This is a genomic window from Aliivibrio sp. SR45-2 (genome assembly GCF_963890165.1).
GTDB lineage: Bacteria > Pseudomonadota > Gammaproteobacteria > Enterobacterales > Vibrionaceae > Aliivibrio > Aliivibrio salmonicida.
The window spans coordinates 124,512-140,573 of record NZ_CAWPRC010000150.1; the positions used below are offsets into that span (position 1 = coordinate 124,512).

Annotated in this window: 16 protein-coding genes; 5 read left to right on the forward strand and 11 right to left on the reverse strand. The window is 40.7% G+C overall.

Going from position 1 to position 16,062, the window contains the following annotated elements; translation table 11 throughout:
• The first annotated feature begins 120 nt into the window (after positions 1-120).
• The 4 genes from cytR to hslU all read left to right on the forward strand — a co-directional run bounded on the left by cytR (position 121) and on the right by hslU (position 3,924).
• Positions 121-1,128: a DNA-binding transcriptional regulator CytR gene (cytR, locus tag AACV33_RS09480; RefSeq protein ID WP_012551185.1), complete on the forward strand. Its 1,008-nt coding sequence runs from the start codon at positions 121-123 to the stop codon at positions 1,126-1,128.
• Between the two features lie 171 nt (positions 1,129-1,299).
• Positions 1,300-1,869 carry an SPOR domain-containing protein gene (locus tag AACV33_RS09485; protein WP_017022507.1) on the forward strand — a complete coding sequence of 190 codons (570 nt, stop codon included), beginning with the start codon at positions 1,300-1,302 and terminating at the stop codon, positions 1,867-1,869.
• Between the two features lie 177 nt (positions 1,870-2,046).
• Positions 2,047-2,577: an ATP-dependent protease subunit HslV gene (gene hslV / locus AACV33_RS09490; RefSeq protein ID WP_012551183.1), complete on the forward strand. Its 531-nt coding sequence runs from the start codon at positions 2,047-2,049 to the stop codon at positions 2,575-2,577.
• A 12-nt stretch (positions 2,578-2,589) separates the two neighbouring features.
• Positions 2,590-3,924 carry an HslU--HslV peptidase ATPase subunit gene (hslU, locus tag AACV33_RS09495; protein WP_012551182.1) on the forward strand — a complete coding sequence of 445 codons (1,335 nt, stop codon included), beginning with the start codon at positions 2,590-2,592 and terminating at the stop codon, positions 3,922-3,924.
• A gap of 73 nt (positions 3,925-3,997) precedes the next feature.
• Here hslU and AACV33_RS09500 read toward each other — a convergent pair whose 3' ends face one another.
• On the reverse strand, positions 3,998-4,399 hold the full coding sequence (locus AACV33_RS09500) for an OsmC family protein (protein ID WP_182699256.1): 402 nt from the start codon (positions 4,397-4,399) through the stop codon (positions 3,998-4,000).
• A gap of 245 nt (positions 4,400-4,644) precedes the next feature.
• On the opposite strand from AACV33_RS09500, the gene crp reads away from it, so the two are divergent.
• Positions 4,645-5,277 (forward strand): cAMP-activated global transcriptional regulator CRP, encoded by a 633-nt coding sequence (crp, locus tag AACV33_RS09505; RefSeq protein WP_005421074.1) that lies wholly within the window; start codon positions 4,645-4,647, stop codon positions 5,275-5,277.
• An 84-nt stretch (positions 5,278-5,361) separates the two neighbouring features.
• Here crp and AACV33_RS09510 read toward each other — a convergent pair whose 3' ends face one another.
• The 10 genes from AACV33_RS09510 to AACV33_RS09555 form a co-directional block, all read right to left on the reverse strand.
• Positions 5,362-6,156 carry a DUF1338 domain-containing protein gene (locus AACV33_RS09510; RefSeq protein WP_012551180.1) on the reverse strand — a complete coding sequence of 265 codons (795 nt, stop codon included), beginning with the start codon at positions 6,154-6,156 and terminating at the stop codon, positions 5,362-5,364.
• A gap of 12 nt (positions 6,157-6,168) precedes the next feature.
• Positions 6,169-7,626: a succinylglutamate-semialdehyde dehydrogenase gene (gene astD, locus AACV33_RS09515; protein WP_017022504.1), complete on the reverse strand. Its 1,458-nt coding sequence runs from the start codon at positions 7,624-7,626 to the stop codon at positions 6,169-6,171.
• A 12-nt stretch (positions 7,627-7,638) separates the two neighbouring features.
• Complete coding sequence (astA, locus tag AACV33_RS09520; protein WP_023604156.1) at positions 7,639-8,655, reverse strand: arginine N-succinyltransferase; 1,017 nt, start codon at positions 8,653-8,655, stop codon at positions 7,639-7,641.
• A gap of 164 nt (positions 8,656-8,819) precedes the next feature.
• Positions 8,820-10,034, reverse strand: a complete 1,215-nt coding sequence (locus tag AACV33_RS09525; RefSeq protein WP_182699257.1) for an aspartate aminotransferase family protein — start codon at positions 10,032-10,034, stop codon at positions 8,820-8,822.
• A gap of 308 nt (positions 10,035-10,342) precedes the next feature.
• Entirely contained in the window at positions 10,343-10,921 is a 579-nt protein-coding gene (locus AACV33_RS09530; RefSeq protein WP_012551176.1) for an aminodeoxychorismate/anthranilate synthase component II, read from the reverse strand.
• A gap of 96 nt (positions 10,922-11,017) precedes the next feature.
• Entirely contained in the window at positions 11,018-12,034 is a 1,017-nt protein-coding gene (gene trpS, locus AACV33_RS09535) for a tryptophan--tRNA ligase (RefSeq protein ID WP_182699258.1), read from the reverse strand.
• A 119-nt stretch (positions 12,035-12,153) separates the two neighbouring features.
• Entirely contained in the window at positions 12,154-12,837 is a 684-nt protein-coding gene (locus tag AACV33_RS09540) for a phosphoglycolate phosphatase (protein ID WP_182699259.1), read from the reverse strand.
• 5 nt (positions 12,838-12,842) lie between these two features.
• Positions 12,843-13,520, reverse strand: a complete 678-nt coding sequence (gene rpe, locus AACV33_RS09545; protein ID WP_012551173.1) for a ribulose-phosphate 3-epimerase — start codon at positions 13,518-13,520, stop codon at positions 12,843-12,845.
• A gap of 122 nt (positions 13,521-13,642) precedes the next feature.
• Positions 13,643-14,473 (reverse strand): adenine-specific DNA-methyltransferase, encoded by an 831-nt coding sequence (dam, locus tag AACV33_RS09550; RefSeq protein WP_182699260.1) that lies wholly within the window; start codon positions 14,471-14,473, stop codon positions 13,643-13,645.
• A gap of 71 nt (positions 14,474-14,544) precedes the next feature.
• Positions 14,545-16,062 (reverse strand): SPOR domain-containing protein, encoded by a 1,518-nt coding sequence (locus AACV33_RS09555; protein WP_182699261.1) that lies wholly within the window; start codon positions 16,060-16,062, stop codon positions 14,545-14,547.

Consider the following 16,062-nt stretch of genomic DNA (forward strand, 5'->3'; position numbering starts at 1 on the left):
TGTTAAATGCGCCGTATTTAAATCTTTATTTTACACATAAAATATCTTCTCAATAAACAAAGCAATCGTTTACTTTACGTGTGGTGTTTAACTTTATATAAATAGTTAGGAGAGGTCTTTATGGCGACAATGAAGGATGTTGCTTTGTCTGCGGGAGTATCAACAGCAACCGTATCACGGGCATTAATGACACCAGAGAAGGTATCATTAAGCACTCGAAAAAGAGTGGAGGACGCCGTTTTGGAGACGGGTTACTCTCCAACAACATTGACGCGAACTTTGCGTCGTAACGAATCAAAAACCATCGTAACCATTGTGCCTGATATCTGTGATCCCTATTTCAGTGATATCCTACGTGGTATTGAAGATGCAGCCGTAGAGAATGGCTACATCATTTTGGTTGGCGACAGTAGCCAACAAAAGAAACGTGAACAAACTTTTGTCAATTTAGTCTATACCAAACAAGTTGACGGTATGGTTCTCCTCGGTTCAGATCTTCCATTTAGCGTCAGTCGTCAAGAACAAAAGAATTTACCCCCATTAGTGATGGCGTGTGAATACGCTCCAGAACTCGAATTACCTACCGTTCACATTGATAACCTAACCGCGGCTTATGAAGCGGTGAATTACCTAACAAAACTGGGTCATAAGCGCGTCGCTGAAATTTCAGGTCCTGAAGATTCAGCATTGTGCCAATTTAGGCATCAAGGTTACCAACAAGCATTACGCCGCGCAGGAATAACAATGAACACCACTTATGTTCATTATTCTGATTTTTCTTTTCAGGCTGGCGCTAAAGCAATCACAAGCTTACTCTCATTATCATCACCGCCAACGGCTATTTTTTGTCATAACGATATAATGGCGATTGGTGCGATTCAAAAAGCAAAACAAATGGGATTTCGAGTTCCACAAGACATTTCAATCATGGGCTTTGATGACATTGAATTTTCACAGTACTGCGATCCGCCACTCACCACCATATCTCAGCCTAGATATGAGATAGGGCGCCAATCTATGTTAATGCTTTTAGATTTATTAAAAGGTCATGATGTGCGTTCAGGCTCTCGACTTTTAGAGTCATCTTTAGTGGTAAGAGAAAGTACGGCTCCCCCTAAAAACACCTAATTGAGCCTTTTATTCATAACTTAATTAAGCACACTTTAGTAAAGTCATTATTAAGAACAATAATTTTGTCCAAATAGTGACTTTTTGCGTACTTTTTTACACTAAGACTGGTATGAGTTCTCACAACTGATTACCATTGTAAGTATCAGTGACTGCATTTAAGTAAAGACCGTGGCTAATAAAGATTATGTGAAACGTGGACGCTCTCCTCAGAAAGCGCCAAAAAAAACCGCCAAGAAAAAAGGCGCAAAAAAACCAGTATCTAGTGGCTCAACGCCATGGAAAGCTGTTGCTGTTGCAGGATTACTTGTCGCCGTATTTGGTTATGCATTGTACTTTCTAAACGATGCGCCAGAACCAAAAACAAAACCTGAAATAGTAGAAGCTGTTGCTCCTAAGCCAAAAGACTCAACAAGCAATATTCCACCGCTACCAAAAGAGCAGTGGAGCTACATGGATGAGCTTCCAAATAAAGAAATCGCCGTTGAGCAAAAAGACCTAAAAGTCTCAGAAATTCCATACATAATGCAATGTGGTGCTTATAAAAATCGTTCTCAAGCAGAAGAGCGAAAAATGAATATTGCTTTCCAAGGGTTAACGTCGACGGTTCGACACTCAGAAGGAAGCAGTTGGTTTAAAGTTGTGCTTGGACCTTATAAATTCAAGCGTGACGCAGAAAAAGATCGTCATAAATTGCAACGTGCAAAAATAGAACCTTGTGCAATTTGGAAAGATCAATAACCGTCATTTAAAAAAGTAGACAACACATCACATATTTAAAAAGGAGTACCTAAGGTGCTCCTTTTTCTATTCAAGCAACTTGAAAACCGCAATCCCTCCCCCCATTACATAAGTAATAATCATGAAGAAGACAGTTATTTAAAAAGTAACTACTTCATCGAATAAGAGGTTTTACTCGTGACTACAATTGTTTCTGTTCGCCGTGAAGGCAAAGTCGTTATTGCTGGTGATGGCCAAGCATCTCAAGGCGATATGATCGCTAAAGGCAACGTAAAAAAAGTTCGTCGTTTATATAACGATTCTGTACTCGTTGGATTCGCAGGCAGCACCGCAGATGCCTTCATTTTGTTCGACCTATGTGAACGAAAATTAGAAATGCACCAAGGTAATTTAACGAAAGCCGCCGTTGAACTAGCAAAAGATTGGCGTAGTGATCGTAATTTACGTCGTCTTGAAGCCATGCTAATTGTTGCCGATGACACTACCTCACTGATCATCAGTGGTACTGGTGACTTAATCAATGCAGATAATGACCTCCTCACTATTGGTTCTGGTGGTTATTTTGCTCGTTCTGCGGCAACCGCATTATTAGAAAATACAGATTTAGATGCATACGATATTGCAGTGAAAGCACTGACTATCGCTGGTGATACTGATGTATACACCAATCATAACCATACCGTTGAAGTTCTTGATACCAACAAATAGTAAGGAATACCCATGTCTGAAATGACTCCTCGTGAAATTGTACACGAATTAGATAGCCATATTATTGGTCAAGATAAAGCAAAACGATCAGTCGCCATTGCATTACGTAACCGCTGGCGTCGAATGCAACTTCAACCAGAATTACGCGCAGAAGTAACGCCTAAAAACATTTTAATGATCGGACCTACAGGTGTCGGTAAAACAGAGATTGCTCGTCGTTTAGCGAAACTGGCCAATGCACCGTTCATTAAAGTAGAAGCGACTAAATTCACAGAAGTCGGTTATGTAGGCAAAGAAGTCGACAGCATCATTCGTGATTTAACCGATGTCGCGATCAAAATGACACATCAACAGGCGGTAGAAAAAGTAAAATTCCGCGCTGAAGAGCAAGCTGAAGATCGTATCCTTGATATTTTATTACCACCCGCTCGCGATGCATGGGGTAAGAATGAAGAAGGTGATAATGACTCTGGCACTCGTCAATCTTTCCGTAAGAAATTGCGTGAAGGCAAATTAGACGATAAAGAGATTGACGTTGATGTTGCTGCACCTCAAGTGGGTGTCGAAATCATGGCTCCTCCAGGCATGGAAGAAATGACGAACCAACTTCAGGGCATGTTTCAGAACCTATCTGGTGGCGAAACAACGAAAAAGCGCAAGATGAAAATCAAAGATGCGCTTAAAGCCCTTGCTGAAGAAGAAGGCGCTAAATTAGTCAACCCTGAAGAGCTAAAAGAACAAGCCATATTTAACGTAGAAAATCACGGCATCGTCTTTATTGATGAGATCGATAAAATCTGCAAAGGATCAAATTCTCAATCTGGTGATGTATCTCGCGAAGGCGTTCAACGTGACCTTCTTCCATTAGTGGAAGGCAGCACAGTAAGCACGAAACATGGCATGGTTAGAACTGATCACATGCTATTCATCACATCAGGTGCATTCCAAATGGCGAAACCATCCGATTTGATCCCTGAATTACAAGGTCGCTTACCGATCCGTGTTGAGCTAGAAGCGCTAACGGCAAATGACTTTAAGCGTATTTTAACCGAGCCAAATGCCTCACTAACTGAGCAATACATCGCTCTATTAGCGACTGAAAATGTCAATATCGAATTTACTGAAGATGGTATTAGTCGTATTGCAGAGTCTGCATTTAGAGTTAATGAAACGACAGAGAACATCGGTGCTCGTCGTTTGCACACCGTAATGGAACGTCTAATGGAAGAAATTTCTTATGATGCTTCAGAGAAAGGCGGTGACAGCTTAACGGTAGATGACGCTTATGTAACCTCTCGTTTAGGTGAATTAATTGAAAATGAAGACTTAAGTCGCTTCATTTTGTAATCATTCCCCCTTTTAAAAAAGGCCCGATTCAACACTGAATCGGGCCTTTTTACATTAATTTTTTCAAATGTAATTACGCAATGATTTCCCAACTGTGAGTCATTTCAATACCCGAGCCGAGCATTAAACACACTGAACAATATTTCTGTAAAGAATCTGCCGTCACTCTTTCCACGATCGTAGGATCAAGCTTATCCCCTGTTATCTCAAAATGAATATTTACGTGAGTAAATAATTTTGGTGCCACATCTCGACGAGCACTTGATAGCTTAGCGACACAACCCGTGACCGCTTGATTGGCTGATTTCAAGCCATCAATCACATCAACAGAGCTACATCCTCCCGCCGCCATTAATACCAATTCCATCGGGCTTGGTGCTTTTTCTCCACCATTACCATCCATAACAACAGAGTGACCAGATTGTGATTGACCTAAGAAAGTAAATCCATCAATCCATTTAACTTCAGCATTCATAAAAGCCTCTTTACAACATAAAAGGAAAACTCGTGATCCATTTCACGAAATTGTGCCCTTGGTCGCACTATTCATACGATCAAAGTCAAGAAATCGATTGCGAAACAGGGTATTATTTTATCAATTATCTCAACGAACATGCAGCCTTGTTCCGATAACCATATTCTATAGGCCAAACTGATATTTGGCTCAGTTATTTTAAAATGGACATCGCCTACTTGGCAAACGCAGAGGAAGTATAAAGTATGGTTCTAGGTAAACCTCAGACAGATCCAACATTAGAGTGGTTCTTATCTCATTGTCACATTCATAAGTACCCATCAAAAAGTACTTTGATTCACGCGGGTGAAAAAGCTGAGACTCTTTACTACATCGTAAAAGGTTCTGTTGCTGTACTGATTAAAGATGAAGAAGGAAAGGAAATGATCCTTTCTTACCTTAACCAAGGTGACTTCATTGGTGAACTTGGTTTGTTTGAAGAAGGCCAAGAACGTTCAGCATGGGTTCGTGCAAAAAGTCCTTGTGAAGTCGCTGAAATTTCATTCAAGAAATTCCGTCAACTGATTCAAGTAAACCCAGATATTCTGATGCGTCTTTCTGCTCAAATGGCAACTCGTCTACAAATCACTAGCCAAAAAGTGGGTGATTTAGCATTCCTAGACGTAACAGGCCGTATCGCTCAGACTCTACTGAATCTAGCTAAACAACCAGATGCAATGACTCACCCAGACGGCATGCAAATTAAGATCACTCGTCAAGAGATCGGTCAAATTGTAGGTTGTTCACGTGAAACTGTTGGTCGTATCTTGAAGATGCTTGAAGAGCAAAACTTGATTTCAGCACACGGTAAAACAATTGTAGTTTACGGCACTCGTTAATTTAACGATAACCATAAACAAATAAAAACGCAGCCCATAAGCTGCGTTTTTTTATGAGTAGACTTTACGACCTAAAGACGTAAATTACCCATCGGTACTTTCAAAAATCTTATCCGCAGAAGCCTCAACAAACCCTTGATATAATTCCCCTGTAGGTAAGGCATAACGTTTGGCAAACTCATAAAAACCACCCGGAATATCAAATTCACCCTCAGTAAAGTTTACGGTTACTTTATCAGCCATCGTTGAGGACTGCTCTAAATGAACCTCAGGAGATCCTTTGACTTCTCCACCAACTTCATTAATAGAAAAACCCGCTTTTCGAAGATGTTGATTTACATCCACCACGCTATCAAAACCATCCAACTGATTAACATACACAGTAAAATGATTTGCCCCATAACCATGAGCCGCCAACCAAGAAGCGTATTCACTTTCTTTTGCTAACGTTTCGTACTCTTCATAACTTAATGACCAAGGTCGGCCAGAAGACAAAAAGTCATTACTAACAAAATAGTGGGCAGGCACTTGTTTAACTAACTTATGAATAATATCTTGAGCCTGAACAGAAAGTTCCTCAACTAATAATTCACTAATAAACACTTTAGGCGCTTTTGGATCTGGGTGTTCGAAATGTTGAGCTTTTAATTTTTTAGCAACAAACTCATATTCATCACACGCTTTATAGCCCATCGCTAAAAATGGCGCCGCTAACGTAGATAAACCCACTTTAGATAGATTAAACGTTCTTAATGCGATGTGATCATTAATAATCTCGTCACCGCCAGACAGTAATTGTCGAACCTTCCCAGCAGAAGGAGATAAACGAACGACATAATCTTGCCATAGTGCCGAAAATAAAGAATTCACATTATTCATACTCGTTACCTCTTAAAGAGTTAGTCCTGGAGATAATTGTGCAGGAATTTCACACGCGTCACCTTCCATCGATGCCATTGGATAAGCACAATAATCTGCCGCATAATACGCACTCGGCTTCATATTACCCGATGCACCTGGGCCACCAAATGGCGCATCACCACTCGCACCTGTCAATTGACGATTGCGATTAACGATACCTGCACGAATGTGTTCAACAAAGTATTCCCACTCACTGTCATCCGTCGATACTAGACCCGCAGATAAACCATAGCGAGTGTCATTAGCAAGCTCTACCGCTTCTTCTAATGTCTCATAACGCACGACTTGTAGTAATGGTCCAAAGTATTCTTCATCGGGTAATTCAGCAACGTTAGTAGCATCGATAATCCCCGGAGAAACAAAGGCGTGACCTAGGCTTTTAGCTTCAAGTAGAGACTCCCCACCTAAATCTTGTAAATTCTTCTGAGCGTTGAGAATAAACTCTGCTGCTGCGACTGAGATTTGTGGTCCCATAAATGGCGTATTCTCGGCAAAAGGTTGATCAACCACGATGGTTTTTGCCACTTCAACGAGACGAACTAATAACTCATCTCCCGCCTTACCTGTAGGAACATACAAACGACGGGCACAAGTACAACGCTGGCCTGCACTAATAAATGCCGATTGAATAATCGTATAAACTGCGGCCTCTTGCTCACCAAAGGACTTGGAAATAACCATTGGATTATTGCCACCCATTTCTAGAGCGAGCATTTTCCCGGTATCACCAGAAAATTGACGATGCAGGATATGCCCCGTATTGGCACTGCCAGTAAACAGCAAACCATCAATACCTTTGGCACTCGCTAACGCTTCACCAGTTTCACGAGCGCCTTGCACCAAATTAATCACCCCATTTGGCAAACCCGCTTGTTGCCATAATGTCATAATGACTTCACTGGTCCACGGTGTTTGCTCTGATGGTTTTAATACCACCGTGTTACCCGCAAGCAATGCAGGAACGATATGGCCATTAGGGAGGTGACCAGGGAAGTTATACGGTCCAAAGACCGCCATTACACCTAATGGGCGATGTCTGAGTACTATTTTATTTCCCGCCGCTTCACGCTCTTTATGGGGCGTTCTTTCATGATACGCACGTATAGAGATGGCAATTTTACCTACCATCGCGCCCGCTTCTGTTTTTGTTTCCCAAAAAGGCTTTCCAGTCTCTTTAGAAATGACTTCAGCAATCTTATCCGTGTTCTCTTTCACTAACGCTGCAAAACGCTCAATAATCACTTGGCGCGCTTCGAAAGGCTGCTTTTTCCACTCAATAAAGGCATGTCGTGCCGCACTAACCGCAGACTCAACTTGATCTTTGGTTGCGCTTTCTCCCTGCCATACAACGTTGCTGTTGTATGGGCTTAATGATTGTATTGTTTCACCGTGGCCAGAAACCCAATCCCCTGCAATCCAATGTGTCATATCCTTTGTCCTCTATTGAGCCAGTAAACGTACGTAATCATCAACATCGACTTGTAATGCATCTGCCGCATCTCTAGTTAAATGAACGGTATCAGTGGCTTTGTCATAAGCAGCTGTTGTTGCCGTTGCTCTAAAATTTTCAAACGATGTATTTGAAATTAAATACTGTTGAGAGCTGTTATGTTCTGTAATGATAACTTTGGCTTTAAATGAATTTCGCACCGATTCAATGCTGCGTAAATCGCACTCTACTGTTGGGCCCGCGTCAAAAATATCCACATAACCACGACAACGAAACCCTTCATTCTCTAACAGTTTTAAAGCCGGTTTAGTACTGTCATGCACCTTGCCGATAACCGCTTGTGCCTCAGTGCTTAACAGACTGACATAGATCGGTAATTTAGGCATAAGATCGGCAATAAAGCCTTTGTAACCAATACCTGTTAAATAATCGGCTTCGGTGAAATCAATAGAAAAGAAGTGTTTTTGCAACCATTTCCAAAACGGCGATTGCCCCTCTTCATCTGACACACCACGCATCTCTGCAAAAATAGTGTCTGAGAAACGATGCGGGTGTTCTGCCATCATTAAAAATCGGGCTTTTGACATCAAGCGACCATTGAGGCCTTCACGAAATTCCGGACGTAGAAATAGAGTACAAATCTCAGTACTTCCCGTGTAATTACTGCCGAACGTCAGCACTTTTACCACATTGTTTACGTTTAATTTACGAGAGAAATGAACCACTTTACTGATGTGATAATTATAAAATGGTGAATCGAGTCCGACTGCTGCTTCTATCCCTGTGGTTCCGGTCACTTCACCGGTAACCGTGTCTTCGCCAACCATAAGGTAGCCTTCAGTCCCAGGGGAAAGCGCTTCTTTTTCAAAACTTTCTGTGGAATGATCAATACGATTTCTAAGCTGCTCTTCATTAACGGGTAATGACGTAAAACCATGTCCAGATTCTACGGCACACTGATGAAGTGCAGGATAATCTGCCTGAGTAATAGGGCGAATAACAAGCATCAATAATCCCTCCGATGCGATGTATAAAGATCATGCTAATTCCAATAAATAAAACCACGAGACTATTCATTGGAGTGAGCACTATACTGTAGAAATAAAAGTGAGATCGAACTGAGAAGAGTGACCCAAATTAGTGGGTCACTGACATAATTAAGAGATGACGATTATTTAGTTAATGAGGCTAATGCGTTATCTAAACGCTCGAAACCTAACTCAACATCTTCTTTTGTGATAACTAGCGATGGCGTAAAACGAACAACATTAACACCGGCAACTAAGACCATTAAACCTTGTTCACCAGCGGCAACTAACACGTCACGAGCTCGCCCTTGCCATGCTTCATTTAATGCTGCACCAAGCAATAACCCTTTACCACGTATCTCGGCAAACATATCGTATTTGGTATTCAACGCTTCTAAGCCGTCACGAAACCATTGTTCACGCTCTTTCACGCCAGCCAATACTTCTGGCTTGCTCACTTCGTTTACAACGGCTTCTGCCACTGCACAAGCTAATGGATTACCACCATAAGTTGACCCATGTGTACCCACTTTTAAATGTTGAGCAAGCTCGGTTGTGGTAAGCATCGCGCCAATAGGAAAGCCACCACCGAGTGATTTCGCAGTACTCAAAATGTCAGGCGTAACCCCTAAGCCTTGGTATGCATAAAAGTCACCAGTACGGCCGTTTCCGGTTTGAACTTCATCAAAAATAAGCAGTGCGTTGTATTTATCACATAGCGCTCTGACGCCCTCAACAAATTCAGCCGTTGGTGAAATTAACCCACCTTCACCTTGCAGTGGTTCCATCATGATCGCACAGGTTTTTTCTGACATGTGCGCTTCAAGTTCGGCAAGGTTATTGTATTCAAGATGAGAGATATCACCCGGCTTAGGTCCAAAACCATCAGAATAAGCTTCTTGCCCACCGACCGTTACGGTAAAGAAAGTACGCCCATGAAAGCCTTGCTTAAATGCAATGATTTCACTTTTTTCTGCACCATGAACATCAACCGCCCAACGACGAGCCAATTTCAATGCCGCTTCATTTGCCTCTGCGCCAGAGTTAGCAAAAAAAACTTTTTCAGCAAAAGAAACTTCAGTTAATTTTTTAGCCAGACGAATTGCAGGTTCATTCGTTAACACGTTACTTAAGTGCCACAGTTTTTGTGACTGCTCTTGCAGTGCATTAACCATAATTGGATGGCAGTGGCCAAGACAACTAACTGCAATCCCTCCAGCAAAATCAACGTATTCTTTTCCCGCTTGATCCCACACTCGTGCACCTTGCCCCTTTACTGGAATAATTTCCATCGGGTTATAACAAGGTACCATTACATCATTAAAGTCTTTACGTTCTACTTGTGAATTGGTCGTCATCACACTTTCCTTCTGCGTATGCCGTTTTTCAGCATAGTATTTACAAACCATTAACCTTTTCAATAGTACAAAATTCTTTTTTTGAACTAAAAAAGTTTCACCTTCTGTAATTAAATGACTGCTCAGTCATTATTTTAGAATAGTTATAAAATCAAGCTATAGGAGGTTTGTTTATATGTAAACGACTTTATTAGGATGAACGCTCAATTTATCATGCATAAATCAGCACTTATTATTTTTAAAACGGAGAAAAAAGAAAAAGCAAGAAGGGTGAACTGGATCGCTCTCTTAATTAAGAGAGATATTAATTATTTATTAATAAAGTTAGATAAAATCTCATGACCTTGTTCTGTCATTATCGATTCAGGATGAAATTGAACCGCTTCTATTGGTAATGTTTTATGACGAAACCCCATGATCTCATCCATTTCTCCCTCATCATTTTCAGTCCAAGCAGTGATATCAAAACACGCAGGTAATGTGTCTGCTTTCACGACTAAAGAATGATAACGAGTAACCGTTAACGGATTATTCAACCCTGTAAATACACTGCAATTGGTGTGTGTAATTAACGATGTTTTACCGTGCATCACTTTTCTTGCACGCACAACATCACCACCAAAAACTTGAGCAATCGCTTGGTGGCCTAAACACACGCCTAAAATAGGTAATTTGTCAGAAAAATACGTAATGGCTTCTAATGAAATACCCGCTTCATTCGGGGTACAAGGGCCAGGAGATATGACTAAATGTGAAGGGTTAAGCGCCTCAATACCTTTAATATCAATTTCATCATTACGTATTACTTTGACCTCTATACCTAACTCACAAAAGTACTGATATAGGTTATAAGTAAAAGAATCATAATTATCGATCATTAACAGCATAAAAAAGACTACATTCGCTAAGTAGAGAAGAAGAAATAAAAATTGCTCGCTAGCAAAAAGCTAACGAGCAATTCATTTAACTCATTGGCAGACTAACTATGGGCGAGTAACAAAACCAACGGCTTCATACGCTTTTTTCAGTGTAACTGCAGCGCGTTCTGATGCCTTTTCGGCTCCCGCTTTCATTACTGAATCCATATGCGTACGATCATCACGAATACGTTTATATTCAGATTGAATCGGCTCTAGCATCGTCACAATCGCTTCACCAACGTCTTTCTTGAATGGACCATACATTTCAACACCTTGGTATTGAGCTTCGATCTCTTCAAACGTTTGGCCACTTGCTGCTGAATACAGACCCATAAGGTTTGAAATACCGGCTTTGTTTTCCCAATCATGAGCAATACGAGGTGGCATTTCTGCGTCTGTTTGCGCTTTATTGATTTTCTTAAGAATCGACTTAGGATCTTCTAACAGCGTAATAACATTCTTACGGTTATCATCTGATTTAGACATTTTCTTCGTCGCATCTTGTAGACTCATCACACGAGCATTCACTTGTGGGATGTAGGGTTCTGGAACCGTGAATAAAGGCGATTCAGGGCAGTAAGCATTATTGAAACGATTCGCAATATCACGCGCTAATTCTAAATGCTGCTTTTGATCACTGCCCACAGGCACTTGATGCGCGCCGTACAATAAAATATCAGCCGCCATTAAGACTGGGTAACCGAATAACCCAACATTCACATCATTTGAATGACGAGCAGACTTATCTTTAAACTGAGTCATACGACTTAGTTCACCCATTTGGGTATAACAGTTAAGAAGCCAACCTAGTTGAGCATGCTCTGGTACATGTGACTGAACAAATAACGTGCTCTTCTTTGGGTCAACACCAACCGCGAGACAAATTGCCAGAGCATCGAGTGTCGCTTCATGCAATGCTTTAGGATCTTGACGAACCGTAATGGCATGAAGGTCTACAACACAGTACTGACAATCATAATCGTCTTGCATCTGTTGCCATTGACGTAGAGCACCCAAGTAGTTACCAATACTCAGTTCACCTGACGGTTGAACACCACTTAATACGATGGGCTTGCTCATGGTTATGATTCCTTGTTTAACTGTAAAAATTAAATGACCCGTTATCGGATCATTTAATGGTTATTCTATCGATATTAATAATGCCGAATTACGTTAATCCGTGTACTTATTAACGAATACTATCTTGCCACACTCATCACGGCTAATAAATGATTAAATTCATCACTCACAACATCAGGATCACTGTCTGCAATAGGTTCCCCATGGTTATAACCATAAGTTAATCCGAAACTATAACAACCAGCGGCTTTAGCGGCTTGAATATCATTTTGAGAATCACCCACCATCAACATTTGCGTCGGCAAAAGATGATGCTTATCGAGTAACCAATTTAAAGCGAATGGATTAGGCTTCTTCTCGACAAAGGTATCGCCACCAATAACATCAACAAATAAATGTTCAAGTTGATGTTGTTTTAATAATTCAGGAACAAATTGCGCGGGCTTATTCGTCACAAGCGCTAGCGTATACCCTTCCTGATATAGCGACTCTAATGTCTCTTTTACGTTTGGGTAAAGATGGCTCAGCTTATGACCACCCTCATGGTAATGATGATCTAAACGCGCACGAGCTGTTTTTACCAACTCAGGATTAAGACCTTCAGCAACGACCACACTTTGACTTAAAGCACGAGAGACCAAAACATCCGCACCATTGCCAATCCAATGAGAAGCTTGCTCTAATGTAACGCCAGGGTAATCTAGGTCTTGCATAGCAAGATCAACCGCACGAGCTAAGTCTGGAACACTATCTAGCAGTGTTCCATCCAAATCAAACGCGATCAGTTTGATGTTTTCAAACATGTCTCTTAATTACCTTTCACTTTAGCGAGTTCAGCACGCATTTCATCAATCACTTCTTTATAATTTGGTTGATTAAAGATTGCAGAGCCTGCCACAAACATATCCGCGCCCGCTTCTGCGATTTCACGAATGTTATCCACTTTTACGCCACCATCAATTTCAAGGCGGATATCACGACCAGAGTCATCGATCAATTTACGTACTGCACGCAATTTATCTAGCGTACTAGGAATAAATGACTGACCACCAAAACCCGGATTAACTGACATAAGTAAGATCATATCGACTTTATCAAGAATGTAGTCAAGACAGGATAATGGCGTAGCAGGATTAAGAACAACACCCGCTTTACAGCCGTGCTCTTTAATTAGCTGAAGGGTACGATCAACATGTTCAGATGCTTCAACATGGAAAGTGATCATTGTTGCACCGGCTTTTGCAAACTCAGGAACAATACTGTCCACTGGTTTCACCATCAAATGCACATCAATTGGAGCGGTAATACCGTAATCACGTAACGCTTTACAAATCGGCGCACCGAACGTTAAGTTTGGTACGTAGTGGTTATCCATCACATCAAAGTGAACCACATCAGCGCCTGACGCTAATACTTTGTCTACGTCTTCACCAAGACGAGCAAAATCAGCAGAGAGAATAGATGGTGCGATCAAAAAATCTTTCATGTTGAGCCTCAGGTTAAAATAAGTATCTGATAAGAGTTACGCAATCGATTAAATCGACGGCGCAATTCTACCTGATATTTTAAACACTGTCTTAGGCAATTGTTTGAAAAGGGTCGCTTAGATTACTCGGTACATTTTGGTGCATAAAACAAAGCCATGAGTTCATCAACTTTATTTCGGCCAGCACCATTTCGACTAATGGTACGTTTAACTTTTATCTTATTCAGCGTTGCACCATGATACAAACGACGAGTCAAAATGGTGTCATGATTAGAAATCAGAACTGGAATATCTCGCTCAAATGCCGCTTTTTCCGCAATATCAGCGAGAGCTGCTTGATCATCTAAAGAGAAACCATTCCCTGCGTACGAAGTAAAGTTCGCAGTTGTAGACAAAGGGGCATAAGGAGGATCGCAATAAATCACACAACCTTTGCGTGCTCGCTTAAAGGTTTCTAGATAGCCTTCGCAAACAAACGTCGCTTTCTTTGCTTTCTCAGCAAAAAAATACATTTCTTTTTCAGGGAAATACGGTTTTTTATAAGAACCAAAAGGAACGTTAAACCCTCCTTTTTTGTTATAACGACACAACCCATTAAAGCCATGACGGTTCATATAGAGAAATAACAAAGAACGACGGTACGTATCTGTACATTGATTAAATTCAATACGCAGATCTAAATAGGCTTCTTTTTGATTATATTCAGGTTGGAATAATTCACGAACGTCTTCAACAAAGCGCTCTGGATTCTCTTTAAGATGGTTATAAAGATTGATCAAATCAGGATTAATATCCGCAAGAAGATAATGATCATAGTCTGTATTTAAAAATACAGAACCCGCCCCAACAAAGGGTTCGATCAATTTTCTAGCATCAGGAAGATGACGTTGAATTTCTTCTACTAGGCTATATTTGCCGCCAGCCCACTTAAGAAATGCGCGATGCTTTTTCATACGTCTTTTTAGCCTTTTACCCTAATCCAGAAAGCGGGCGATTGTACCCTATTTTTAATCAATACTCAGTGTTATTTTAAAGAATCAATTTCTCGATGTACTTGAACTAAAGATTTTGCCCAAGGACCCAGAGTTTGAACTGAATTTGGCAGATTCTTCACCGCACCACGAGCTTTTGAAATGGAGACATAATCACCATAACTCACAATATACCAAATCGAACCATTTCTTAATGCTTGATAAATTCGAGCTGAATGTCCAAGTTGATGTTCATCTAAGAACTCTTGCACTGCTTCTTCATTTGTTAAAGCGGCTAATTGCAATATATAGCGTTTTTCAGAAATGGCTTTAAGTTCAGAATTAGCCAAAGTAAACGTAATACGTTCTTTGCCTACGTCTGTATTTTTTTCGGCGACTAAAGGCTTACTCTCATCAACAATACTCGTCATGTCTTCTTTTTTAGAAGACACTGATGTCGTATTTTCTTTATTTACCGTCTCTTGAGTAGCAAGAATATCATCCGCAGAAGAAGTTAATGACGCCGATTCATCCGAAGGTTCAGACCCACCGACTAAAGCATCAACCACTTCAGAGGGGACGACAACACGCTTACCTTCCTCTTTACTTGATTCGATAATTATCGGCTTATCAATCACATCAGGAGGGATCGTATGTGAATCATCTTCAGGCAGATTAATACTGTTAAGCTCTGAGTTTTCTTTATTAAGTGCATCGAAGACCAAACTGTCATTATTTAATGATTGATTCAGCGAATCATCAAGCATTGAGTTCATAGAAGGCAGCGATGACTGATTCATCCACCAATAACCACCTGCGGAACCAAGAAGTAAAATAGCCGCTAAACTTAAAACACCAACGGGAGATTGCGCTACTGAACGAATAATTACTCGTCGTTCTGCTTTTTTCTCACCTAATATAATAAGTTCCCCTGGCAATCTATTATTCTTATTCACCAAGCGACGAATTCTTGCTTTCTCTTCTTTGCTTGATGCAAAACGAATCACAAGCATTTCAGAAAACGTTGCCGCTTCATCTTGCGTCAATAACTCAATATCAATATCAATCGGTTTACTGTCCTGCCCATAAGACATCTGCGATAAAGGCTGTGTTAACGTTCCTTTATCAGCAAAAAGCAGCACATTAATTTGCCAGTTAGACGCTGACTGTGCTTTTTGAACCAGTAACCACAACTCACTAAGTAACTCAGAAGAGAGTAGATGTGCGTCATCAATAACCAGAACTAAGTTGCACTTTTCACCCGCTAACATCCGACTAATACTATCAACAACAGTATCGAGCTCATTAAAAAGCGGATCACGAACCATCTGTTTTAAAATGATCCCACGCTGTTGATATATTGATTGATTGGTATGGCACATCAATAGTACTTGATCTGCATCATCACACCATTTTTCAAGGTAACGCTGAGATAGCCATGACTTTCCAGAGCCTTTAACTCCTTCAATATGTACCAAATTAGAACCAAAACGAGAAACAAACTGAATGCGAGATAACACATCAATCTGACTTTCTAATTCTAAAACAGTTGAATCATGACCAATATTCAT